The 20,777-nt window shown below is 52.6% G+C and carries 21 protein-coding genes and 1 tRNA gene; 9 read left to right on the forward strand and 13 right to left on the reverse strand.

All coding sequences use genetic code 11. The annotated features are described in order from the left end of the window. Positions 1-77 precede the first annotated feature (77 nt). Positions 78-174 (reverse strand) — tRNA-Sec (locus tag NOU37_03045). A gap of 279 nt (positions 175-453) precedes the next feature. Between NOU37_03045 and NOU37_03050 the strand changes: the two genes are divergently transcribed. Continuing rightward, positions 454-789, forward strand: coding sequence for a hypothetical protein (locus tag NOU37_03050; protein MCQ4574212.1), 336 nt, complete (start codon positions 454-456; stop codon positions 787-789). A 14-nt stretch (positions 790-803) separates the two neighbouring features. Here NOU37_03050 and NOU37_03055 read toward each other — a convergent pair whose 3' ends face one another. The 4 genes from NOU37_03055 to ispH all read right to left on the reverse strand — a co-directional run bounded on the left by NOU37_03055 (position 804) and on the right by ispH (position 5,881). Then, a complete protein-coding gene (locus NOU37_03055) occupies positions 804-1,997 on the reverse strand; it encodes an NEW3 domain-containing protein (protein ID MCQ4574213.1) in 1,194 nt (397 codons plus the stop codon). Between the two features lie 27 nt (positions 1,998-2,024). Beyond that, positions 2,025-3,215 carry a nickel-dependent lactate racemase gene (locus tag NOU37_03060; GenBank protein MCQ4574214.1) on the reverse strand — a complete coding sequence of 397 codons (1,191 nt, stop codon included), beginning with the start codon at positions 3,213-3,215 and terminating at the stop codon, positions 2,025-2,027. 90 nt (positions 3,216-3,305) lie between these two features. Next, on the reverse strand, positions 3,306-4,031 hold the full coding sequence (locus NOU37_03065) for a DUF502 domain-containing protein (protein ID MCQ4574215.1): 726 nt from the start codon (positions 4,029-4,031) through the stop codon (positions 3,306-3,308). Positions 4,032-4,141: 110 nt separating this feature from the next. Beyond that, positions 4,142-5,881, reverse strand: coding sequence for a 4-hydroxy-3-methylbut-2-enyl diphosphate reductase (gene ispH / locus NOU37_03070; protein ID MCQ4574216.1), 1,740 nt, complete (start codon positions 5,879-5,881; stop codon positions 4,142-4,144). A gap of 220 nt (positions 5,882-6,101) precedes the next feature. Between ispH and NOU37_03075 the strand changes: the two genes are divergently transcribed. From NOU37_03075 to NOU37_03090, 4 genes are all read left to right on the forward strand, one after another. Next, positions 6,102-6,998 (forward strand): bifunctional 5,10-methylenetetrahydrofolate dehydrogenase/5,10-methenyltetrahydrofolate cyclohydrolase, encoded by an 897-nt coding sequence (locus NOU37_03075; protein MCQ4574217.1) that lies wholly within the window; start codon positions 6,102-6,104, stop codon positions 6,996-6,998. A 229-nt stretch (positions 6,999-7,227) separates the two neighbouring features. Further along, positions 7,228-7,659: a 50S ribosomal protein L13 gene (gene rplM, locus NOU37_03080; GenBank protein ID MCQ4574218.1), complete on the forward strand. Its 432-nt coding sequence runs from the start codon at positions 7,228-7,230 to the stop codon at positions 7,657-7,659. Positions 7,660-7,670: 11 nt separating this feature from the next. Continuing rightward, the gene (gene rpsI, locus NOU37_03085) at positions 7,671-8,096 is read left to right on the forward strand and encodes a 30S ribosomal protein S9 (protein MCQ4574219.1); all 426 of its coding nucleotides are present in this window, start codon (positions 7,671-7,673) and stop codon (positions 8,094-8,096) included. Positions 8,097-8,260: 164 nt separating this feature from the next. Further along, positions 8,261-9,034 (forward strand): sugar phosphate isomerase/epimerase, encoded by a 774-nt coding sequence (locus NOU37_03090; protein ID MCQ4574220.1) that lies wholly within the window; start codon positions 8,261-8,263, stop codon positions 9,032-9,034. Positions 9,035-9,088: 54 nt separating this feature from the next. Here the strand turns inward: NOU37_03090 and nadD are convergent, their stop codons facing one another. Then, a complete protein-coding gene (gene nadD, locus NOU37_03095) occupies positions 9,089-9,697 on the reverse strand; it encodes a nicotinate-nucleotide adenylyltransferase (protein MCQ4574221.1) in 609 nt (202 codons plus the stop codon). Between the two features lie 279 nt (positions 9,698-9,976). Between nadD and NOU37_03100 the strand changes: the two genes are divergently transcribed. The 4 genes from NOU37_03100 to ftcD all read left to right on the forward strand — a co-directional run bounded on the left by NOU37_03100 (position 9,977) and on the right by ftcD (position 12,661). Further along, positions 9,977-10,423 (forward strand): pentapeptide repeat-containing protein, encoded by a 447-nt coding sequence (locus NOU37_03100; GenBank protein MCQ4574222.1) that lies wholly within the window; start codon positions 9,977-9,979, stop codon positions 10,421-10,423. A gap of 109 nt (positions 10,424-10,532) precedes the next feature. Beyond that, positions 10,533-10,979: a pentapeptide repeat-containing protein gene (locus NOU37_03105; protein ID MCQ4574223.1), complete on the forward strand. Its 447-nt coding sequence runs from the start codon at positions 10,533-10,535 to the stop codon at positions 10,977-10,979. A 192-nt stretch (positions 10,980-11,171) separates the two neighbouring features. Continuing rightward, complete coding sequence (locus NOU37_03110) at positions 11,172-11,549, forward strand: pentapeptide repeat-containing protein (GenBank protein ID MCQ4574224.1); 378 nt, start codon at positions 11,172-11,174, stop codon at positions 11,547-11,549. A 77-nt stretch (positions 11,550-11,626) separates the two neighbouring features. Beyond that, positions 11,627-12,661: a glutamate formimidoyltransferase gene (ftcD, locus tag NOU37_03115; GenBank protein MCQ4574225.1), complete on the forward strand. Its 1,035-nt coding sequence runs from the start codon at positions 11,627-11,629 to the stop codon at positions 12,659-12,661. An 87-nt stretch (positions 12,662-12,748) separates the two neighbouring features. Here ftcD and NOU37_03120 read toward each other — a convergent pair whose 3' ends face one another. From NOU37_03120 to lnt, 7 genes are all read right to left on the reverse strand, one after another. After that, positions 12,749-13,405: an SdiA-regulated domain-containing protein gene (locus tag NOU37_03120; GenBank protein MCQ4574226.1), complete on the reverse strand. Its 657-nt coding sequence runs from the start codon at positions 13,403-13,405 to the stop codon at positions 12,749-12,751. A gap of 118 nt (positions 13,406-13,523) precedes the next feature. After that, complete coding sequence (gene rodA, locus NOU37_03125) at positions 13,524-14,624, reverse strand: rod shape-determining protein RodA (protein ID MCQ4574227.1); 1,101 nt, start codon at positions 14,622-14,624, stop codon at positions 13,524-13,526. 4 nt (positions 14,625-14,628) lie between these two features. Further along, on the reverse strand, positions 14,629-16,581 hold the full coding sequence (locus NOU37_03130; GenBank protein MCQ4574228.1) for a penicillin-binding transpeptidase domain-containing protein: 1,953 nt from the start codon (positions 16,579-16,581) through the stop codon (positions 14,629-14,631). A 7-nt stretch (positions 16,582-16,588) separates the two neighbouring features. Further along, complete coding sequence (gene mreD / locus NOU37_03135) at positions 16,589-17,083, reverse strand: rod shape-determining protein MreD (GenBank protein ID MCQ4574229.1); 495 nt, start codon at positions 17,081-17,083, stop codon at positions 16,589-16,591. 25 nt (positions 17,084-17,108) lie between these two features. Beyond that, complete coding sequence (locus NOU37_03140; protein MCQ4574230.1) at positions 17,109-17,939, reverse strand: rod shape-determining protein MreC; 831 nt, start codon at positions 17,937-17,939, stop codon at positions 17,109-17,111. Beyond that, positions 17,920-18,966, reverse strand: coding sequence for a rod shape-determining protein (locus tag NOU37_03145; GenBank protein MCQ4574231.1), 1,047 nt, complete (start codon positions 18,964-18,966; stop codon positions 17,920-17,922). The genes NOU37_03140 and NOU37_03145 overlap by 20 nt, the downstream gene beginning before the upstream one ends. A 202-nt stretch (positions 18,967-19,168) precedes the next feature. Next, positions 19,169-20,773, reverse strand: a complete 1,605-nt coding sequence (gene lnt, locus NOU37_03150; GenBank protein ID MCQ4574232.1) for an apolipoprotein N-acyltransferase — start codon at positions 20,771-20,773, stop codon at positions 19,169-19,171. Between the last annotated feature and the right edge of the window lie 4 nt (positions 20,774-20,777).

Genomic DNA, 20,777 nt, shown 5'->3' on the forward strand with positions numbered 1-20,777 from the left:
GATGAACTGTTGACAGTCTGTTGACGGTAAAATCTTTTGTTGTTGTCTGCCTAACCCTTTGAGACATAAAGATGTAATGGCGGGAATGTGTGGGAGTCGAACCCACCTATCCGCTTATGAGGCGGACAAACCGGATTTGAAGTCCGTCGGGACCACCGGGCCCCATCCATTCCCCTTTGACATCAACGTATCACATCACTATACTCCTGACAAGTGTAAGAACCGGCCTAAAAGTGCGGAAGACTGCTAATTTGAAGTCTCTTCAGAGGAATTTGGAAAATCGCAGGGCTAAAGCCCTGCGGCACCCGCTACAACAACAATGTGTGCCTCAGAATGACGGTTGTGTAGACGTTCTGAACAAAGATTACGTTTGTGGACTACAGATGTTCGCAGAGTAAACTCTGCCGCTACAACAACAATAGATACGTTCTGAATAAAGGTCATGAAGCTGTGATGTCTAAGGAACATTCATTTCCAGATGAAGTTAAGAAAAGGGTTGATGCCCGGTTTAAGGGGATGCTCGGCGCCGTCGGTGAGGAGTATATGCTCTCCCCGGATGACGGTGAGAGCGGGGAAGAAAGTTATAAAAGAGTGGCGCTGTTGATGGACAATATGGGCCTGCTTGTCGTTGAGGTCCAAATAGACCCTGATAAAAACACAAACATTTACTCCGTTAAATACACCGGTACAAAACCCACCAGGCTGGAAACCCATTTAAGTCAGCAAGGGTTTACAACAAACGCCCTTCCCTTTAAGGGCCTGACTGCCAGGCTGGAGGAGTTTTTGTAGCGGTGCACGTGCCGCTAGGGTGCTGATACGGTGAGCGCCATCTCAGGCGTCTGGGTAACGGTCCAGTAGGGGTAGCCGGCATATATCTCGCACTTGACCCTGTATTCCCCCGGCTCCGGTATCTTCTCACGAATATGGTAAGTAACGCTTTTCCCGGGGCCAAGGACCCAGATACCCTCCTCTACAATTTTGGCGGCGTTGAAGTCGCTGATTGGCCAATAGCGCAGGATTATCGTAGCGCCGCTGCCGTCGCGCCTGTAGTCGGGGAACATCCAGCGCACGCCTCCTTCATTGACGACGGTAAAGAAAAAATCGATATCATCCTGTGTCGTCGGGCTGCGCGGTTTCCAGTCTAAATCTACGTGCAGCGGCCCCTCGATTACAGAAATGTACTTTACGCGTTCGTTGTTGATATAGTTGTGCTCGGTGACGCGGCGGTCTGTGTTGATAGCGGCCTTAACCACGTTTCTGTTATATCTGGTGGAGAAGGTGCCCGTACCCTGGATTTCTCCAAATCTCCATGAGAGGGTCTCGCCCTGCTTCAGGCCCGGAACGTCGGCCTCCAGGTGGGTAGTATACGCCTCGCTCCCGACCTGCACGTCAAGCTCAAGCCTGAAAGCCCCGGCGTCGGCAGTTCCTTTGTTACGTATGATGACCTCAATATCCGGCCGGTCGAACACCGAGGGATTTACCGGCGTCCAGCGGATGTCCACGATATCCAGGTCAGGTTGAGGGGGTAATATATTTATTGGAACCCTGTGAACGTTATTGTACGTACGTTCTTCTCCCTGAACCGGCTCTATGCGAAAGACAGCTACGTATTCACCCGGAACGGCGTTGCCAGGTATGACAACCGGGACCTTCATGTCATAAGTGGCCTGTTCCTGACCATAGGGAGGAAGCGTAACCTGGGCCGTGGAGGCTTCTGCCTGCCAGCTCTCAGGGAGGCCGTATGCCCCGACGTTTACCGGCCCCTCGTAGGTGGTGTTGCCCTGATTTGTTATGGTAATAGTATAGACGACGGTATCACCAGGGGCTACGGCGTCGCGCAGGTGGAGCCAGGGGTTGTCTTCCACAAGCTTACCGTAGCCGGAGATGACGAGGTCCGGGAATTCTCCCTCTCCACCGCGGGCCCCCGGAAAAGAGGCGAGTTGAAGACACAGGACACAACAAAATAGCGTGACGCATGAGCGAAGTTTCTGCCTCATAACAGGGCTCCATCCGCAGTAGAATAATTACGGCAAAAGGTTTCCCTCGGTGTCAAAGGACATGGTTGCCGCCTCCGAGACTGTTTCCAGGTCCCGGCGTCCGTTTAATTCACCAGTATAGGCATCTGAGACGCTCAGTTCTTCGAGGTCCCGGGTGCTCTTTATCCTTACGATACGCGCATGTTCAGGTTTAACGAGACCCAGCGTGTCTAGTGCCTGTGTCAGGGCCTCCCTGTCAGTAGCACAGGTTGGGGGAATCTTGGCCCCCTCGGGCCTCAGGGCGGTAATACAGTTTACGTCCGTGTCGGCAATGTTTATCTTGTCGACAAGGCGTTTGGTGGTAAAGTCGGCAAACCCGATCCCACAGGCGTTGCCGTCGGATTTACCTGTAAGGTCTCTGACAAATATCCTTTTTATTTTTATATTGGAGTGTTCTTTCCTCCCGATGATTGACGTGTCTATTCCAGTACCCGAGATGTCTTTGCCCATCTCGTCTACGACCAGGAGGTCAATCTCATTGAAGGGCAGTTTTGCCGTCAGGCTGACAGCCTTCTCCAGGAGTTCCGGTTCCCTCTCCAGAAGTCTGTCCGGTAATACGGCCTCCAGCCCCGCAACTTCGCCCCTGGCGTTTTCAATGACGGCCAGGCCTAAAAGGACGGGGAGCTTTTTCAGGAGGATAGGGACTGTGTCGTTTATGATTTCGTCGAATGAATATTCCTGTGTCGCGCGGTGGTATATTGTGGCAGCGGGCTGCTTGCCCAGCCCTACAAGGAGCATCTTGACGAGACCGCTCTCAATTCTGCCGCTAAAGCGTGTATGTGTCTTGATGCGGTTGATGAGGACTATGTGGTCTGCCCCGGCAGCATGTTTGTCCATATGCACAGGAAACCCAAGGGGGCTGGTGCCCATATCTACCACCTCCATTGAGGACCTGATGGGGACGCCCATGCGGGCCTCCGTAATTCCATACCCGGCCAGCACTGCGGCCTGCCCCTCCGCGGTGGCACCGCCATGGCTGCCCATGGCAGGGATTATAAACGGTTTAGCCTCCAGGTTTTGGAGTGTTTTTATCACCGTCCGGGTAATAAGTGCTATATCCGCGATACCCCGGCTGCCGGCGGTAACCGCCACGGTATCGCCTGCTTTTACCCTTGAAGCGGGTTGAAGTTTCAGGAGTTCTTGCCCGGTTGCAGAGGCGACGTCTTCAATCCTTTGCATAGAAAACCTCTGTCTGACCTTTATCATCTTTGGATACATAATTAAACCCTGGTAAGTGCGATTGCGGTTAAGCGGGGCGGCAAACGGTTTTTAGAACGGGTGAGTCTTTTTTGCCTCTTCCACAAAACCAGGGGTAAGGATACCGCCGGAGACAATGACCTTAAACCCTTCTTCTACGCTTAGATGGGTGTCTTCCACATCAGACTCGGGAAAGAGCACAACAAAACCGGAAGTGGGGTTAGGTGAGGTGGAGACAAAAACGCTTACCAGCGTGCTCCCGTCTTTAAGTTGAAAAGAACCCGTTACAAAACCGAGGGCCTTCGACCCCCTCCTTGGAAAATCGACCAGCACCACCCGTTTAAAGGCCCCCTTGCCCGGAAGAGTGGCGCTGCGAATAAGCTGTTTCGTTGTGCCGTAGATATTCTTTACCAAGGGCATTCTCTCCAGTATGCTCTCACCGAAAGATATAATTCTCCTACCGATAAAGTTTGTGGCGAAGGCACCGGCAAAATAAAGGAGCAGAAAAAGCATTATCAGCCCGATAAGGAACATCAGGGGGGTCAGCACCGAGTCGGGCACCCTCAACTGCACCCAGTCCGACCTGAGGAATATCCTCTGAACCACAGGCACCATGGTTCCACCGGCAAAGGTAAAGAGCAGTTTGAGGACGTAGAACGTGATGTATAGGGGCAGCAGGACGATGGCGCCCGCAATGAGCCTCTTCTTTATGTCCGTAGTGAATATGTGTATAAAGCCACGGCGCCCTTTGCGTTTTTTATGTAGTTCACGTTCTTTGAGTATTTTTCTGCGATCCATGTTGTGTTTGCCGTCCTCCGGTAACGTTGTTGTTACTGGTTAGGTGAAATTTTTCATTATCTACCACTTAACTACACAAGAAACAGCCGTCATAAAGTCTTCAAGTCGAACTACAAGGCCCATTTAGACATGTAAAAGGCAATAATCCCGGACAACATGAAATTAAAATCCACAACCGCCTCGCACATCAAGCCCTCGCCGATGAGCCTGACATGATACAGGTAAAGGTAGAAACAGGCGTAGATAACACAAGGGATGAGGAAATAGCTAAACGTAGACGTCCACCCAAAAGTGGGACTCAAGGTCAGAACAGAGGCCATTAAGATTGCGACAGTGACAAGCATTATCTTGGTCCACTTATTGCCAAGGGCTATTGGGATAGTGTCCCTGCCGACAATCCTGTCTACATGAATGTCCCGGATATCTAAGAGAACGGCCCGGATGAATGCGATGCTGAATGTGAAGGCCATGGCCACCCCCAAGGCCGAGAGGTTTTGCGAATCGCTGACCAAAAACGGTATAAGGGCTGTAGTCAGGGCCCAGGCTATTCCAAAGAAAATTTCTTTTGAACCCGCAAACTGCTCAAGCCCCTTATACCTCAAGAGGCTCGAAACGCTTGAAGGCACGACCTGTAGTCGAAAGGCGATTACAAAAAAGACGCTGGCCAGGAATAACATCAGGAAGACCGAAAAGTCCAGTACTAAGGCTAACCCGTAACTGGCGAATATACCGGCAAAACCAAGTACCAGAAATACGGACCTGTAGCTGTCATAGAGCGTTGCTATAGTGGGTTCACTTATGGCTGCCGCCTCTCTGTTGGCGGTGTTATTCAATACATGCATGGAGAACAGGAACAACGCCGCGATTATACAGTAGATCATCTTGGGCTCAACGCCAAGCAGAATGGTGTTGGCATAACTCAGGGCTATCGCGCCGATCCCAAGATAGAGACAACTTCCGACAAATATGTTGAAAACCGCCTTTGCCATGCCCCACATCCTGGCAGTCTTGTGTTTTTCATAAGTGGCAATCCTGTCTTCAATCCTCTTTGTCAACCATTGCGGAGTGGAAGCCCCGGCTGTTATACCCACAACGTCAAAATCGCTAAAGTTGTCAAATTCCAATTCTTTTTCCGTTTCGACATGAAAGGTGGGAACCCCTTCTCTCTCGCATATCCGTACCAATCGGGTCGTATTGGCGCTTCCCCTGCCGCCGACGACCACCATAGCATCCACTTCTTGACAAAGGTCTATTACCTCCGCCTGTCTGTCATTGGTGGAATGACAGATAGTATTAAAGACCTGACAGTGGGCATATTTCTTTTTGAGCAGGGAGGTTATTTGTTTGTAGAGCCGCTTGTCCTGAGTAGTCTGGGCCACCACGCATACCTTGTCCAGGGGGGGGAGCTTCTCTATGTCTTCGACCGAGCCAACCACGTGGCCGGCGCCCTCCGCATGTCCCAGAAGCCCCACTACCTCAGCGTGTCCCTCGTCACCGACTATAATAGTAGAGAAGCCCTGCGAGGAGTATCTCTTTATAATGGATTGCACCCGTGTCACGCGGGGGCAGGTGGCGTCACAAATCTTCGCCCCCATAGATTCAATCCTGTCTCTTCGGGAGGGGGTGATACCGTGGGCCCTTATTACCACGGTACATCCAGAGACATCCAGGCCGTCCTCTACGGCACTGATGCCCCTTGCCCTTAACAGCTCCAACACCTGAGGGTTATGGATTAAGGGGCCGTCCGTATATATATTGCCGTTTTTGCGGTTTTCGCTCTGCGCCGCATTAAGGGCTATGTCCACTGCCCGGCGCACGCCCATACAGAATCCTGCCGTTTTGGCAACCACTACCTTCAAAATTTATGTCCTGGCTTGTGATTAAGTTGTGTGTTAGATACGTCTTAAAAGAATCTTAGCAGATTCTTAAGACCATGTCAAAATATTTCGATTCATAAGGACTTGCAGGGTTTTTCTTGCATGTGTCACGTTAATTTTTATAATAGTTAGCCCTTAACATAAGTTGTTAATACAACTTAATACAGCCCCTTAGATTGTGAGGAGAAGTTATATGACGGCGCAGTTGATTGACGGCAATGCACTCGCGCAGAAGATAAGAGATGAGCTGGCCAGGGAGGTTGAATCGTTAAAAGAAGGAGGAAAGGCGCCGCATTTATTTGCGGTTCAGGTGGGCGAGAATGCCTCCTCTCAGGTATACATCCGCAGCCAGGCGAAGGCCTGTGAAGAAATAGGCCTGCAATACACCCTCGAAAGTCTGCCGGGGGATATAACTGAAGCTGAGCTGATAGGACACATAAGAAGGCTTAATCAGGACTCCTCTGTTACCGCTGTCATAGTGCAATTGCCGCTGCCCGCAGGTATTAACGCCCAGCGGGTACAGTCCTCGATAGTCCCGGAGAAGGACGCTGAGGGGATGAACCTGGCAAGCATGGGGCGGCTGGTGTACGGCAAGGCGAGACTGGCCCCCTGCACCGCTATGGCCGCGGTAGAACTTATAAAGAGCACCGGAGTGGAGATAAAGGGCAAAGAGGTCACTATCGTCGGTCGGAGCGCGATAGTCGGAAAGCCTGTTGCCCTTTTGCTGCTTGACCTCCATGCCACGCTGACCATATGTCACACCAGAACCAGGGATATGGCCTTCCACACAAAAAGGGCCGATATACTGGTCGTGGCCGCGGGAAAGGCGGGGTTTCTGGCGGGTGATTTAGTAAAACCCGGTGCGATTGTAATCGACGTTGGCATAAACAGAGTGCCGGAATACGATGCAGACGGTAAGCCGGTCCTGAACAAAAGCGGCAAGCAAAAGAAGAAAACCGTGGGCGATGTAGACTTTGCGAGTGCCAGTGAGGTTGCTTCTCAAATAACCCCCGTACCGGGCGGGGTTGGACCGGTTACTACCGTAATGCTTCTAAAAAACGTCGTAGAAGCCGCAAAGCTGACCCGTTGACCGGCCTGTATGTGGTAGACGCCGCCGGCTGAATCGGCTCTTTTGAGCGGGAATTCTACGGAATTGGCTCAATACTACCACATGTGTGCATCCACGTATGGCCGCGCGCTCATCCTGCCCACCGCAGGGGGTGACGCCTTTAGCCGCGGCATTAATCCTGTTGACAATATCCAGGGTTTCGTGTTAAATTCTACGTTTCGGCTTGCAGGGATTTTGGAGATTATTATAGATGAAAACCTTTGTTGCAAAAGACGGCCTGGTACCGAAGGTATGGTACGAGGTTAACGCGGACGGCAAGGTGCTGGGCAGGATGGCGACGCGCATCGCCACCGTTCTGCAGGGTAAACACAAACCGCAATACACGTCTCATGTGGATACGGGTGATTTTGTCGTAGTGTATAATGCGAAAAAAGTTAAACTTACGGGGAATAAGTTGAAGGATAAGATGTATAAGCGTTATACGGGCTATCCCAGCGGCCTGAAGCTCAAACCCGCCGGGGAAATGCTGGAGAAACACTCGGACAGGGTGGTAAGGCTGGCTGTGAAGCGTATGTTGCCCAAGAGCAAATTGGGAGACAAGATGATAAAGAAACTCAAGATTTATGCGGGTCCCGAACATCCCCATGAGGCGCAGCAGCCCAGGGAGTTAACTTTTAATTAAAGGCGAGGTAAATGGCCAGGACAGCAAAAACCGGCAATGACGATAATAAGACTAACTATGTATGGGGTACCGGCAGGCGGAAATCCTCTGTCGCAAGGGTTCGCCTGATAGAAGGCGACGGCGCCGTGTCTATAAACAAGTCTCCACTTGATGACTTTTTTTCAAGGGACATAGACAAGGCCGTAGTGCTGGCCCCTTTGAAGGCCACGGACACCCTGGGTAAGTACAAGGTGTTTGTGAACGTTACCGGCGGTGGCACCACAGGACAGGCAGGCGCAATCTCGCTTGGTGTATCCCGTGCGCTTATGAAGGTGGAAGGCGAGCACATGGAAATCCTCCGCGTTCAAGGCTTTCTGACCAGGGACAGCAGGATGAAGGAACGCAAGAAGTACGGAAAAAAGGGTGCAAGAAAGAGCTTCCAGTGGACTAAGCGCTAAACAGCGCCGCTTGCTGCAGCCATTCTTTTAATAACCCCCTCCATATATTTCTCCTCTTATCTCGAACTCTTATTGCGCAGGTCTACTCTTGTCTGAAAACTCGATAGGGCTGCCACGTTCTTAATAATGTCGCGGTCTTGGTATTTAATTTGAAGGTTTAGGATATGAAGCTGGGAGTTACCCTGAGTTCTCTTGGGTCGGATGTTAAAGAGGCGATTGGCAATGTCTCAAGAACCGGCCTGGCGACGATAGACGTTGACGCCGCCCATGGCCCTATCACCCCTGAGCTGTCACACAGCGGACGCCGTGACTTCTTGCGCTACGTGGGTTCATATGGCCTGGAGGTCAGCGCGCTTTGTGGTGACTTTGGAAGGGGTTTCTCTGATGAAGGAGCTGTAGAGCGGCTTTTTGACGAGACCGAGAAGCTTATAGGGCTGGCGCTCGACCTGAGGGTGCGGATAATCACCACCGGGATAGGCCGGGTGCCTGAAGACGAAACAGGCAGGGCACGCGGCAGGCTCCGGGAGGTATTGAATGAGGTAGGGAAGCGGGCCGAAAATTATGATATCCACCTTGCGAGCCACGTGGGTGAGTCAACACCCGCTGATCTAAAAAAGATGCTAGATTCCCTGAATACGCAGGGTGTCAAGGTGTGTTATGACCCTTCGGTACTGATACCCAGAGGGCTGGACGTGGTTAGTGGTGTACGTGAACTGGGCGGTTATATAGTCCATGCCTATGCCAGAGACGTCCTGAAAGGAGAGAGGGGTTACGCGGAGACGGTGCCGGGTGAAGGGATAGTGCCTTTCAGGGATTACGTGCTGGCCCTCTGCGAGATTGGCTATACCGGGCATCTTGTGGTAAAGAGAGAGGCGGGAGACGGGGGCATCGAGGACGCCATAAAGGCCAGGGAGTTTCTTGAGAGAATAATTATTTAGTATCAGGCGTATCGCCTAACCCGCCCCCGGTCCATTTATAACCCGTTGGTTTCACTACCTGTAAAGCCCGTGTTTTTTAATGTACAGTTCCACATTCTGCGGTACCATGTGGCTTATAGGGAGACCGCTTCTTAGTCTCCTCCTTATCTCCGTGGAGGAGATGTCGACAGGGGGGATTTCTACCTGAATCCGCCTTATTTCCTCCACCTTTTCCCGTCCCAGTATGGGTACGAGCTGGTTCAGATTGTCCAGGGTGTTGCCGGGCCGGTTCACCACTACGATACGGCACAGCTCGGCAAGCCGTTTAATTTCCTTCCATGTAGGCAGCTCGTTTACGGTGTCCGTGCCGATTATGAGATGTGGGTCCGAGTCCCTGCCATAGAGTTCCGGGTGGGCCTCTACGGTGTCGATGGTATACGACTTGCCCTCGCGGGAGATCTCTACGTCCGAGACATCAAAGTGGTCGGTGTCTTTTATGGCCAGGGCGACCATCTCATAGCGGTGCCGGGCGTCCACAATGTCATCTGCGTTCTTATGGGGCGGCTGACCCGAAGGGATGAACTGGACCCTGTCGAGTCCGTGCCTGTGATACACCTCTTCAGCGATGATGAGATGTCCGATATGAACGGGGTTAAAGGTTCCCCCCAGGATACCGATTCTCATGGGTTTATTCTCGGTTTGGTGTTGCCCTGCCTAGGTGTATAGATTATATTTTAACCACGGCGTAAGTCAACAAGAAGGCCGCAGCGACTGCCGTGTGCGCCCAAGTAATTACGTCCTGTGCGGCGGCTCTTTCTGGATGACCATGGATGACCGGAAAGATTTTTTAAAAAATGCTTGATGCCGCATGCAAGATGCGTACGCTGTTTCATGAGGAAATATTATACAGGCAGGGCCCAATACATTGAAGGATGCATAAGTAGAGAAAGGATGGTGCTTATAATGAATTATATCACAAAGAGGCTGTTTGCCGTTGCCTTTGTGGTTTCAATTAGTTTGGCCTCAATTATGCCGTATACTCAGGCAGGTCAGGAATCTGTGAGTTCTGTGGAAGAAAATGTGGCCCAGTTGTTAAGTACAAGGAAATGCCCGGGTTGCGACCTGCACGGTGCCAACCTGAAGGGCGCCCAGCTTGAGAATGCAGACCTGAAAGGCGCCAACCTGAGCGGTGCGGATCTGATGAATGCCGAGCTGAGCGGCACCGATTTGAGCAACGCGGACCTGACGAACGCGAACCTGGAGGCCGCCGTCTTGAGTAATGCGAACCTGAACGGTGCCAAACTGGACGGTGCCCGGGTAATAAACGCGGGGTTTATCAGCGTCAGGGGCCTCACCCCGGAGCAGAAGGACGACCTTCGAAAGCGTGAGGCTATAGTGATTGATGATTAGCCGGCGGACCATCCGGCTCCCTTAGTTCGTTCCCGGCACGGGAACGGCTGGATGTTTTGAAAACTCCTTACTCAAAATTGTAACCAGGAGAGAAAGGACGGTACTGAGGATGGGTAACATCAAAGGGTCATTATTGGCCGTTGCCGTTATCGTTTCTATCGGCGTTGTTTTGGGTATGTCGGGCATAAAGACGCGCCCGGTCTATGGTGCCTCTGTAGAGGAGAATGTAGAAAAACTGCGAAGTACGAATTCATGTCCGGGATGCGACCTGCATGGTGCGGACCTCCGCAACACCAACCTTGAGGACGCCAACCTTAACGGTGCAAATCTTAGAAACGCCAACCTGAGCGGTTGTGAACTGCAAAATGTGGATTTCAGGGGCGCTAACCTGGAGGCAGCCGACCTCAGGCGTGGTGACTTTAACGGCGCAGACATGAGCGGCACCAGCCTGAACGGGGCGTGGGTTCAAGGCGCCGACTTTCTGAGGGTAAGGGGCCTCACCCCGGAGCAGAGGAAGTACCTTAAAGAAAACGGAGCCATCATCCGCAAGGATTAAAGGATTAACGGTTACGGCTACCCGGTTTCCCACCGGGCTATCTACCCAGGGGTGACGTCACTACTGTGGAGAAGGTTTTCGTGCGGAAGTTTTGGTGGAGAAAGGATGGTGTTGTAAATGGGTAATGTACAACGTTTATTGCCGATTATTGCGTTCCTGATTTTGACCGGATGCACTGCAAGTAAATTGGGTATGCAAACAAGTTCGATTTATGGACCGGCGGTATATGACAATTTAGAAAAAGTGCGGAATACGAATTCATGTCCCGGCTGTGACCTTCGTGGAGTCGACCTTGATAGTGGTTTTCTGAGTAACGCCAACCTGAGTGGCGCCAATCTTAGCGGCGCCAACCTGAGCAGTGCCATGCTTGTGGAAGCCAACCTGAGCGGCGCCATACTGGTAGATGCCAACCTGAGAGGCGCCACACTCCGGGGTGCCGACCTGAGCGGCGCAGACCTGAGCGGTGCCAATGTCTATGGCGCCATCTTCTTACAGGCGAAAGGACTCACCCCGGAACAGAAGGAGGACCTAAAAAGCCGCGGCGCCCTCTTTCACGGGCCTGCTTTTTAGGGCACGAATGCTTTTGCCGCTTGATGCGTGTAGTCTACCCGGGTGTGTAATGTGGAAGGAAGAATATCAAAGGCCAAATGGGACCTTACTGGAGCGACCCGATGGCGGGGGACGTGGGAAAATTAGTTGAGTGTGTACCGAACTTCAGTGAGGGGAGAGACCTTGAGAAGATTAGAGATATAACCGTGACCATAGAGGACTCCCCCGGTGTCAGGCTTCTGGATGTGGAGGCAAACAGCGATTATAACAGGGTGGTGGTTACGTTTGTGGGCGGGCCGGAGGAGGTGAAGGAGGCCGCGTTTCGTTCGATAGCCAGGGCCTCAGAGCTGATAGATATGTTGGTCCAGAATGGTCACCATCCGCGTATGGGTGCGACGGATGTGTGTCCGTTTGTACCGATAGCAGGGGTAACGATGGAAGACTGCGTAAGGGTGGCCCGGGAGCTTGGCAGGGGGGTCGGAGAGAGACTGGGAATACCTGTATATCTATATGGAGAAGCGGCCAGAATTGCAGATAGGGTGGCCCTTTCAAATATACGCAGGGGTGAGTACGAGGGCCTGGAAAAAAGACTGGCGGGTTCTATGTGGAGGCCTGATTTCGGACCATGTGAATATACCGACAGTGTGAGAAGGACCGGCGCGACAGCTATAGGGGCACGGAAGTTCCTGATAGCCTTTAACATAGGACTGAATACGTCTAGCGTCGGCCTAGCGAGAAAGATCGCGGGCCGGCTCAGAGATTCAGGGGTAATAGCAATACATCAGGGGAAGAAGGTAAGGATACCGGGGAGATTGAAAAAGGTGCAAGCCATCGGGGTGCCGATGGACTCTGGCACAACCGAAGTCTCTATGAATTTACTGGATTACGATGTTACGCCGCCGCACGTGGCGTTTGAGGCCGTGAAGGATGAGGCGGAGGGCCTGGGTGTGGAGGTGACGGGTAGTGATATAGTTGGTCTTGTCACAAAGGAACCGCTCCTTGTGGCCGGGGCGTTTTACGGGTGCGGGGGTACGGAGAGGCAACGGATAGAGGCGGCAATCAAGGGACTGCGGCTTCAGAACTTTGATATGGACAAGAAAGTAATAGAATACGCTGTTGGGTTTAATGAATAAGATTAGCCACTTAAGTCGTGTGGATTTTAGTCTGAATAGACTGAAACACCAGGCTTATGATATGTCCGTTCGGCGCCTTTTACGGTCTCAACCCTCAACCGGGGAGTATACGTACAGCGTGTTGGTTTCGTCACAGATTATATAAATATTTCCGTCCGCATCCATGGTAATTCCCTCCGCCTTAGGGACGTCTATAGTGAATGAGCCTAAGAGCTTACCGCCGGGCGTATACTCCATAACCTTCTTTGACTCATGGCTTAAGATAAGAAGGTTTCCGCTCCCGGTGTCACGGTGTATGCCGGAGAGGTCGTCGGCCTCGTCCACCTCAAAGGAACCTGCGATGGTGCCGCCTTCATCCAGTTCCATCACCCGCCTGGGGTCTTTTTCATTGACCACAAAGACGTGTCCATTCTCCGGGTTATGGGCAATGCCCTCCAGACCGTGATTAAAGTGCCACAGACGGTAATTTATGGGCACCTTGACCGTACGTAACGTCTTACCCTGTTTGTCTATCTCCTTAATTTCTCGATATCTCTCCTCGGCAAGTAGGAACGTGTCGGTAGCTGGCTTGTAGGCAATCCCCTCCAGGTCATTTGAGGGGACGTCAATCGTCTCAAGCACTATTCCCCGCTTGTCTATCTGGTAGAGGCCACCGCCGCCGTCTCTGACCGTCCAGAGGGTGTCAGTTTTCGTGTCGTAGGCAAGCCCTGACGGCTCTTCAACCGCGACGGGAAATGATTTCACGAACCTGTATTCTGCTGCCGTGACGGCAGACCCGCACAAAAGCAGCACAAAGGCCGTACAAAGACAGATACAGAATGTGTTAGTCATGTAGTAGGGATTGTTTTGTGACATATCTTCCTTACGTGAAATCTTCTCTGGTCAGGACGACCCTGTTGCGTATACCGACGTTAATTATCAGGGAAAGGGCGAGCAGGGAGGACACCAGAGACGAGCCGCCATAACTCACAAACGGGAGGTTAAGCCCGGTGATAGGCGCCACGCCAAGGGCCATCGCTATGTTTATAAATATCTGCGTGGAGAACATGGCTACGAACCCGATTAACACAAGCCGTCCCACGGGGTCCCGTGTCCTGTACGCAATCCCTAAAATGGCTATTATAAACACGAGAAAGATTATCATCACCCCGAACGTGCGGAGGAACCCCCACTCCTCGGCTATTACCGAGAAAATGAAGTCCGTATGCGGTTCGGGGAGGATGTTGAGCTGTGTCTGGACCCCCTGTTTCCAGCCCTGTCCCAGTACGCCGCCGGAGCCAATGGCGACAAGTGACTGTAATCTATGATAGGCTGCGCCCCAGTCCTGGGTCTCGCTTGGCCAGATGAACCCGATTATCCGGGCCTTTTGATACTCATGCAGCAGGAAGAACCATCCTAGCGGGAGCGCGGCAAGCCCCGCAGGTATCAGGAGCGAGAAGTGCTTTATGCGGGCGCCGGTAATGAATACCATGGCAAAGAATATCGGGAGCAGTATAAGGCCGGAACCCAGGTCCGGCTGCATAAAGATAAGCGCCATCGGCAACAGCGTAAAGGCGAGTGATATTATGAGTATACTGAAGCGTTTGTACTTCTCTTTGTACATCAGATACCTTGCGAGCGCGAGCACGAGGATTATCTTCATGAACTCGGAGGGCTGAAAATTTACCACACCGAGGTCAAACCACCTGTGTGTGCCGCGTATGGTGCTCCCGAGAAAGAGCACGGCTATCAGGGTCACAATGAATACGACATACAGTATGTATGCCTGACGGACTATCTGCATGTAGTCCAACGCGAGCAGGCCGAAGAACAAGCCGAACCCTATGCCCATAAAGATGAGTTGCCGGAACGCGTAGGTCTGGGAAGACGCGCTCCAGACAAAAAAGAAGCCGATGGCCATGAGAGCGCATGCAGACCCGAAAACCAGCCAGTCAAATTCCCTTAAAAAATCTCTGGTCGCCATTGGTTTACCTGTGAGTGTCAGCCTTCTCCGTTGCGACGAACTTTCTCCTCGCCCTTTCTATGTCATAAAGTCCAGAGACCAGTTTCCCGGCCATAGGCCCCGTTACCGCTCCCGAATGACCGGCGGCACGTTCAATGGTGATACAGAAGGCGTAGCGAGGGGCGTCAAACGGGGCATAGCCAACGAACCACAGGTGGTTTTTGTTGCTGTTGCCTATCTGTGCGGTCCCCGTCTTGCCGGCCGCCCTCAGTTTATCAAGACCCTTACGTTTCGCGGTGCCGCTTATCACAACCTGTCTCAGAGCCCTCTGGATGGCAATGAAATCTTCTTCGGGTATATCTATTATGTCCGGCCTGTCTGCCTTGTACTCTCGCAAGGTTACGCCGTCATCTGTAACGACCTTCTTCAGGAGGTGAGGACTGAGTACCACCCCGGCGTTTGCGACCGTGGATACCAGTTGCGCCATCTGCAGGGGGGTGACGAGCAGTTGACCCTGACCAATAGACAGGTTTAGTCTTTCACCGGCGTATTTTGGCAGTGGCACGTTACCCGATGCCTCATATGGAAGGTCTATGCCGGTCTTGTTGCCGAAGCCGAACGCCCTGGCCCACTCGTTCATTGCGGTGCCGCTGAGCCGGCGTGCCACATTAAAAAAATAGACGTTGCAGGAGTGTTCTATGCCCCTCAGAAGGTCTACCGAGCCGTGGAATGAGTGGCAGCGGAATTTGCGGCCGCCCAGGGTTATCGACCCGGAACACTGAAAACGGGTATCCAGGTCAATTTCACCCTCCGAGAGGGCTGTGAGGGCAGTTACTATCTTGAAGGCTGAGCCGGGCGGCAAGAGGGCCTGTATGGGACGGTTGAGCAGCGGCTTGCCGGGGTCGTTGAGTAGTCTGCCGTAATCCGCGGCAAAAGTGTTCGGGTTGAAGCCGGGATGACTGGCCATCGCCAGGACGTCGCCGCTGCGGGTATCTAAAACCACAATGGAACCGTTGTTTTTCCCCAAAATTTCTTCAGCCAGGCGCTGTATGTCAAGGTCAATGGTCAGGAAGACGTCGTTTCCGTGTCTGGGAGGCATGTCAAATATGACCCTGTTTACTTCCAGGGTCTTGAGTGACAACTCCTCCATCTTCTTACCGGGGCTTCCGGTAAGGTCGAGGTCGTATTGGGCCTCAATTCCTGACCTGCCGATGTGGTCGTTCGGTGATAACGCAAGACTCATGTGGTGATGTAATTTCTCGTCGTCTCCGCTGGCCGGTTGCAGGGTGTTCTTTGCGTTCTTGAGTTCTTCCGGGGTGGGTTTTCCCACATAGCCCAGGATATGCGAGGCGACGTTACTGTATGGATAGTACCTCTTGGGTCTGGTGTGGAGGGAGACGCCGGGGTATAAATCCGGGTGCATCTCAACCTCCGCGGCCCTTTTTAGGGGGGCGTCCTTAACTATTGCATGTGATGCGTATTCTTCCTGAATCCTGACGGGTCTTTTATGTCGCTTCTGCACCTGCGCCTTGATCTTCTCCACACGGTTTATGATTTCTTCCGCTTGGCTGAGTAACTGTTGCGGGGTCCGGCCCAGGAGTTTCGAGAGCCTGGATACCCACAGCCCCATACCATCTTCATTGTGGCAGGAATCACACCCGGCGGAGAGGTTTTTGTGGGCCTTAAGTCTGGAGAGGGGAGGTGTCAATTCTCCTTTGGAGCGCAGGTGGCCGTAGAGAAGGTTTTTGTAGGCTACCGTGATATCAAAGGCAGGTTCTTCAACCGCCAGCGGCCTTCCGAGACGGTCGTAAATATTGCCCCTTCGCGCCGGTACGGAGTAGTCCCTCAGCAGGCGCTGCTGCGATATGCCGCTGTACTTGGCGCCCTCAAAAATTTGCAGGTATCCAAGCCTTATCACCAGCAGTGTGAAGGATGCGATGACAAGAGCGAAGATTATCTTTAGTCTGTTAGGGTACATGAGATTATCAGAGCAGGTCCCGCCTGAGGTGCAGCGGCCTGAACTTTCTAAAAAGGAAATAGGGTGCCGTGGCCCACGCGGCGGTGTAAGCCGAACCCGCGAAAACGTTTAAAATCATGGGAGACGGGGCAATCGTCCCGTAGTAGAGCCACATAAAGAGCGCCGAACCACCCCTGTAGATGATGGAGGCTATGAGTACGACGAGTAGCTGCATCAGTATGTTGCCGGTATATACCTTGTGTCTTAGAAGACCTATGAGGATGACGATTACAATGAAGAACGAAGCGTTCACGCCGAGAGGCCCCTCGGTGAGGATATCCTTGGAAAGACCCATTATGCAGGCGGTTACGCTTGCCTCAGAGAGGTCCAGGTTCAGTGCCGCAAGGACTGCGAAGATAAGGAAAAAGTCCGGCTGTATACCCAGAAACCCAATCTGGTTGAACGTCGTGCTCTCCAGGATGGAGATAAATAACGCACAGGCTATCAGGATTATCCACAGCATTATAGTATGGTCTTGAGTACAGACACTACTTCTTCAGTACAAGAACGGTGTTTATCCTGGCAGGGTTCACCCTGGGCCTGAGTTTTAGTGTACTGTAGGGAGAACCCTCCTTTGCAATGTCTTCTGTCACGGTGGCTATAAGCAGCGAGTCCGGGAATATCCCGCCAATGGATGACGATACTACCTTGTATCCCTTCTCCACCCTTTGTCCCCATCTTGACAGGTACTTGAGCCTGCATGAGTTTCCGGAGCCTCCCTCGACTATACCGACGTCTTCCGTTTCCAGAATGCGCGCGGGGACCTTCGAGGCCGGGTCCGTTATCAATATCACCCTGCTGGTGGATTTGCCGACGGTAGAAACCCTTCCTACAAGCGCGGCATTGGCAATCACCACACTGTTCTCGGTGACACCGTGTCGTGAGCCCACGTCAATCAGCATACTCTTTCTCTGGTCGGAGGTGTCATACGCGACCACGTTAGCAAGTAGCGGTTTCTGTTCCAGGACCCCTTCCTTGTAGTATTCCGTTACTGAAGACAGCTTCGTCTGCAGGCGGTCTATAGTTGTCTTTTGGGCCACGATCACGTTTTCCAGGATGAAGACGTCCTCCTCCAGGTCGTTTACTTTAGAAGAGGTATTCCAGGAACGCGGTAGCCAGATAAGGGTCTTCTGAACAGCGGTACCTGCTGTAAGGAACACCTTCTGGATGGGCGCAAGAGGTCTGGAGAGAGTGAGCTTTATATGATCGGAGACCCTTGACGGGATGGCCAGCAGTGACAGGCATACTATGAGAAGGACTATTGTGGGCAAGAAGATTTTGAGAAAGCGTTTCTTTTTGTTATTCCTCCGAGTTCTCATCGCGTAATATGTCTTTATACAGGTCAAGATTTTCCAGTAGCACTCCTGTACCCCTGGCCACCGCCGTAAGCGGGTCGTCCGCAATGTGGACGGGTATGCCGGTCTCTTCCTGAAGTAGCCTGTCCATTCCCCTTAAAAGCGCTCCACCACCTGCCAGTACCATGCCGTGCTCCAGCAGGTCTGATGCCAGTTCCGGCGTGGTCTGTTCAAGAGTGGTCTTTACTGCCTCGATAATCTGGTCAAGGGGTTCGCTCAGTGCCTCTCTTATCTCCTCAGATGTGACCGTGACGGATCTTGGAAGGCCCGCGATGAGGTCTCTGCCCCTTACGGCACCGGTGGTTTCGCCGTTTGTCGAATAGGCGGAGCCTATCCCCATCTTTATACTTTCTGCGGTGCGGTGGCCGATATCAAGGTTATGTTGCGAGCGCATGTATTTTATTATAGCCTCATCCATCTCGTCGCCCGCCACGCGCAGACTTACCTGGGTGAACACGTCACCCAGGGAGATGACGGCCACCTCCGTCGTGCCCCCGCCAATGTCCACTATCATCTGGGCGGTGGGTTCACATATGGGAAGGTCGCAGCCTATTGCGGCCGCCTTCGGCTCACTGAGCAGGTACACGTCGCGTGCGCCTGAACGCTCCAGTGAGTTTACCACGGCACGTTTTTCAACGGCAGTTATCCCGGCGGGTATTGCGACTATTACACGCGGCTTGATGCCCCACTTCCGCTTGTGTACCTTACGTATAAAAAACCGCAGCATGGCCTCGGTAAGGTCGAAGTCGGCAACGACGCCGTCCTTCAGCGGACGTGTAACGGATATTGTGGAAGGGGCCTTCTCAAACATGGCCTTTGCGGTGTTTCCAACGGCCTTCCCGCCCAGCAGGATGTCACTCGTCCCCGGTCTTACCGCCACCACGCTGGGTTCAAAAAGGACTACCCCCCGGCCGGGCATGCAAATGAGCGTATTCACCGTGCCGAGGTCTATGCCAATGTCCGAACTCATGACTCCCATAAAGAAATGCATTGGATGCATAACTCACCTCGCAAAGCTCTGAGGATTGGGCGTCCAACTTATGGTAGCCAAGTTTTGCAGACATACCACATATTGACCAGTTACGCCAAAAAATTTTTCCTCAGAGTCTGCTACTCCTGCATATTTTTTTAGTATTCATTCGCCATTGCCCCTTCACCTATACAGCGAAGTTTATATAAGAACAATACCCGTGTCAAGCGTAAAATCGCTTAATTATAGGACCTAGCAAAAATCCAATGGAGACTGCCAGGCAGATTTGCGCGAAGATGTCGCCGTGGATGGTGTACCAGCTTCTGTCTCCTCCGGGAGAGATGAGGATGTTTGCCTCCAGGACGCCCTCCACCTCCCTTCGTTTTCCTTTGTCGTGGATCAGGGTGTAGACGTCCCCGGTCGGGGCGACGAAGGCGGAGATGCCGGTATTGGCGGCACGGGCGACCCCTACACGGTTCTCTACGGCCCTGAAGACCATGATGGCCAGGTGCTGGTCCAGCTCAGGGCTGTCTTTGAACCAGGCGTCGTTGGTGATGTTTATCATGAAATCGGCCCCAAGCTGCCTGAACCGCCTTGCTATCTGGGGGACGGTATCCTCGTAGCAGATAAGTGTGGCAAATCTAAATTTTTTGCCGTCCCGGGTATTAATGGTGAAGAGGTGCCAGTTCTTTCCCGGTGTCAGCCCGGTCTGATAGGGAACCATCTTTTTGAGGAATGGGAAGTACTCCTTAAGGGGTGTGTACTCGCCGAACGGTACGAGATGGAGCTTGTCGTATCTCTCGGTAAGCCTACCCTGGGGATTATAAAGGAAGGCGCTGTTGTAAAATGTCTTTTCCTTGTAGGAGTACGTATCGGGGTCCAGTGATATTCCTCCTACGAGGAGATATGCCTTGAGGACTTTTGCAAGTCCTGTAATCGAGGATTGGCTCAGGTAGTCTATCTCCCTGTCGAAGACCTTTGGGTCAATATTTAAAAGTCCCGGGACCATGGTCTCGGGCCATACCACCAGGTCCGTGGAGCCCGCCTTTACAGTCCTCGAAAGAAGCAGATATTTGTTGAGATTCGCCTTCCTCTGCTCAAGCCGTTTATCCATCTTAAGGGATAGAGGGATGTTTCCCTGTACTACGCTGAGCCGGGGTCCTTCTTCTATGCCCAGGCCGGCAAGGCGAAACATCCCGTAGGACAGGGGCACGAGGGCGATGACGAAGGCAAGGGTTACCGGCATGTGCGGGGCCTTGCCGCGCGACCAGCGCATTATGCCCTCGGTGAAACACGCGTTAATGACCACCACCATAAATGACACCCCGTAGGCGCCCGTTATGTCGGATATCTGTATGATGGAGAGGTAGCTGTATTGTGTATGCGCGAGGAAGAGCCACGGAAAGCCTGTAAGGATACACCTCAAGTACTCCTGGGCGACCCAGAGAAATGGCGCGAAGACGAAGAAGGGGAGTCCAAGTGCCCGGTACAGGAAATTGCAGGCCGCGGCAAAGGCCACGAAATAGACCGCCTGGTAGAGACTCAGTGCCAGCCAGCCCGCACAAGTTACGTGGCTCAGCCAGTACAAATTGTACAGAAAGAATACAGCCCCGACAAGAAATGAGGCGATTATCGGCGCTGAATCCCTTGAGCAGATGAGCAGAAACCATGGCACCAGGGCAATCCATGCGAAGTGTCCCATGTCCGGCTCAGGGTATGAGAGGGATAGAAGGAAAACGGTAAGAACGACGGCGAGAAGGTCTTTCCAGCAAAAATACTTCCAATCCAGGCGATTGGCAGGTTCCTTGGGGAAGTCCTTGTTAGTCACGGTC

It is taken from the genome of Candidatus Bathyanammoxibius amoris (genome assembly GCA_024451685.1).
In the GTDB taxonomy this organism is placed as follows: domain Bacteria; phylum Planctomycetota; class Brocadiia; order Brocadiales; family Bathyanammoxibiaceae; genus Bathyanammoxibius; species Bathyanammoxibius amoris.

Excerpts from the sequence above, each read along its gene's own strand:
- NOU37_03050 (MCQ4574212.1), top strand. The coding sequence starts at position 454 with ATGTCTAAGGAACATTCATTTCCAGATGAAGTTAAGAAAAGGGTTGAT.
- NOU37_03055 (MCQ4574213.1), bottom strand. The coding sequence starts at position 1,997 with ATGAGGCAGAAACTTCGCTCATGCGTCACGCTATTTTGTTGTGTCCTG.
- NOU37_03060 (MCQ4574214.1), bottom strand. The coding sequence starts at position 3,215 with ATGCAAAGGATTGAAGACGTCGCCTCTGCAACCGGGCAAGAACTCCTG.
- NOU37_03065 (MCQ4574215.1), bottom strand. The coding sequence starts at position 4,031 with ATGGATCGCAGAAAAATACTCAAAGAACGTGAACTACATAAAAAACGC.
- NOU37_03075 (MCQ4574217.1), top strand. The coding sequence starts at position 6,102 with ATGACGGCGCAGTTGATTGACGGCAATGCACTCGCGCAGAAGATAAGA.
- rplM (MCQ4574218.1), top strand. The coding sequence starts at position 7,228 with ATGAAAACCTTTGTTGCAAAAGACGGCCTGGTACCGAAGGTATGGTAC.
- rpsI (MCQ4574219.1), top strand. The coding sequence starts at position 7,671 with ATGGCCAGGACAGCAAAAACCGGCAATGACGATAATAAGACTAACTAT.
- NOU37_03090 (MCQ4574220.1), top strand. The coding sequence starts at position 8,261 with ATGAAGCTGGGAGTTACCCTGAGTTCTCTTGGGTCGGATGTTAAAGAG.
- nadD (MCQ4574221.1), bottom strand. The coding sequence starts at position 9,697 with ATGAGAATCGGTATCCTGGGGGGAACCTTTAACCCCGTTCATATCGGA.
- NOU37_03100 (MCQ4574222.1), top strand. The coding sequence starts at position 9,977 with ATGAATTATATCACAAAGAGGCTGTTTGCCGTTGCCTTTGTGGTTTCA.
- NOU37_03105 (MCQ4574223.1), top strand. The coding sequence starts at position 10,533 with ATGGGTAACATCAAAGGGTCATTATTGGCCGTTGCCGTTATCGTTTCT.
- NOU37_03110 (MCQ4574224.1), top strand. The coding sequence starts at position 11,172 with ATGCAAACAAGTTCGATTTATGGACCGGCGGTATATGACAATTTAGAA.
- ftcD (MCQ4574225.1), top strand. The coding sequence starts at position 11,627 with ATGGGACCTTACTGGAGCGACCCGATGGCGGGGGACGTGGGAAAATTA.
- rodA (MCQ4574227.1), bottom strand. The coding sequence starts at position 14,624 with ATGGCGACCAGAGATTTTTTAAGGGAATTTGACTGGCTGGTTTTCGGG.
- NOU37_03130 (MCQ4574228.1), bottom strand. The coding sequence starts at position 16,581 with ATGTACCCTAACAGACTAAAGATAATCTTCGCTCTTGTCATCGCATCC.
- mreD (MCQ4574229.1), bottom strand. The coding sequence starts at position 17,083 with ATGCTGTGGATAATCCTGATAGCCTGTGCGTTATTTATCTCCATCCTG.
- NOU37_03140 (MCQ4574230.1), bottom strand. The coding sequence starts at position 17,939 with ATGAGAACTCGGAGGAATAACAAAAAGAAACGCTTTCTCAAAATCTTC.
- NOU37_03145 (MCQ4574231.1), bottom strand. The coding sequence starts at position 18,966 with ATGCATTTCTTTATGGGAGTCATGAGTTCGGACATTGGCATAGACCTC.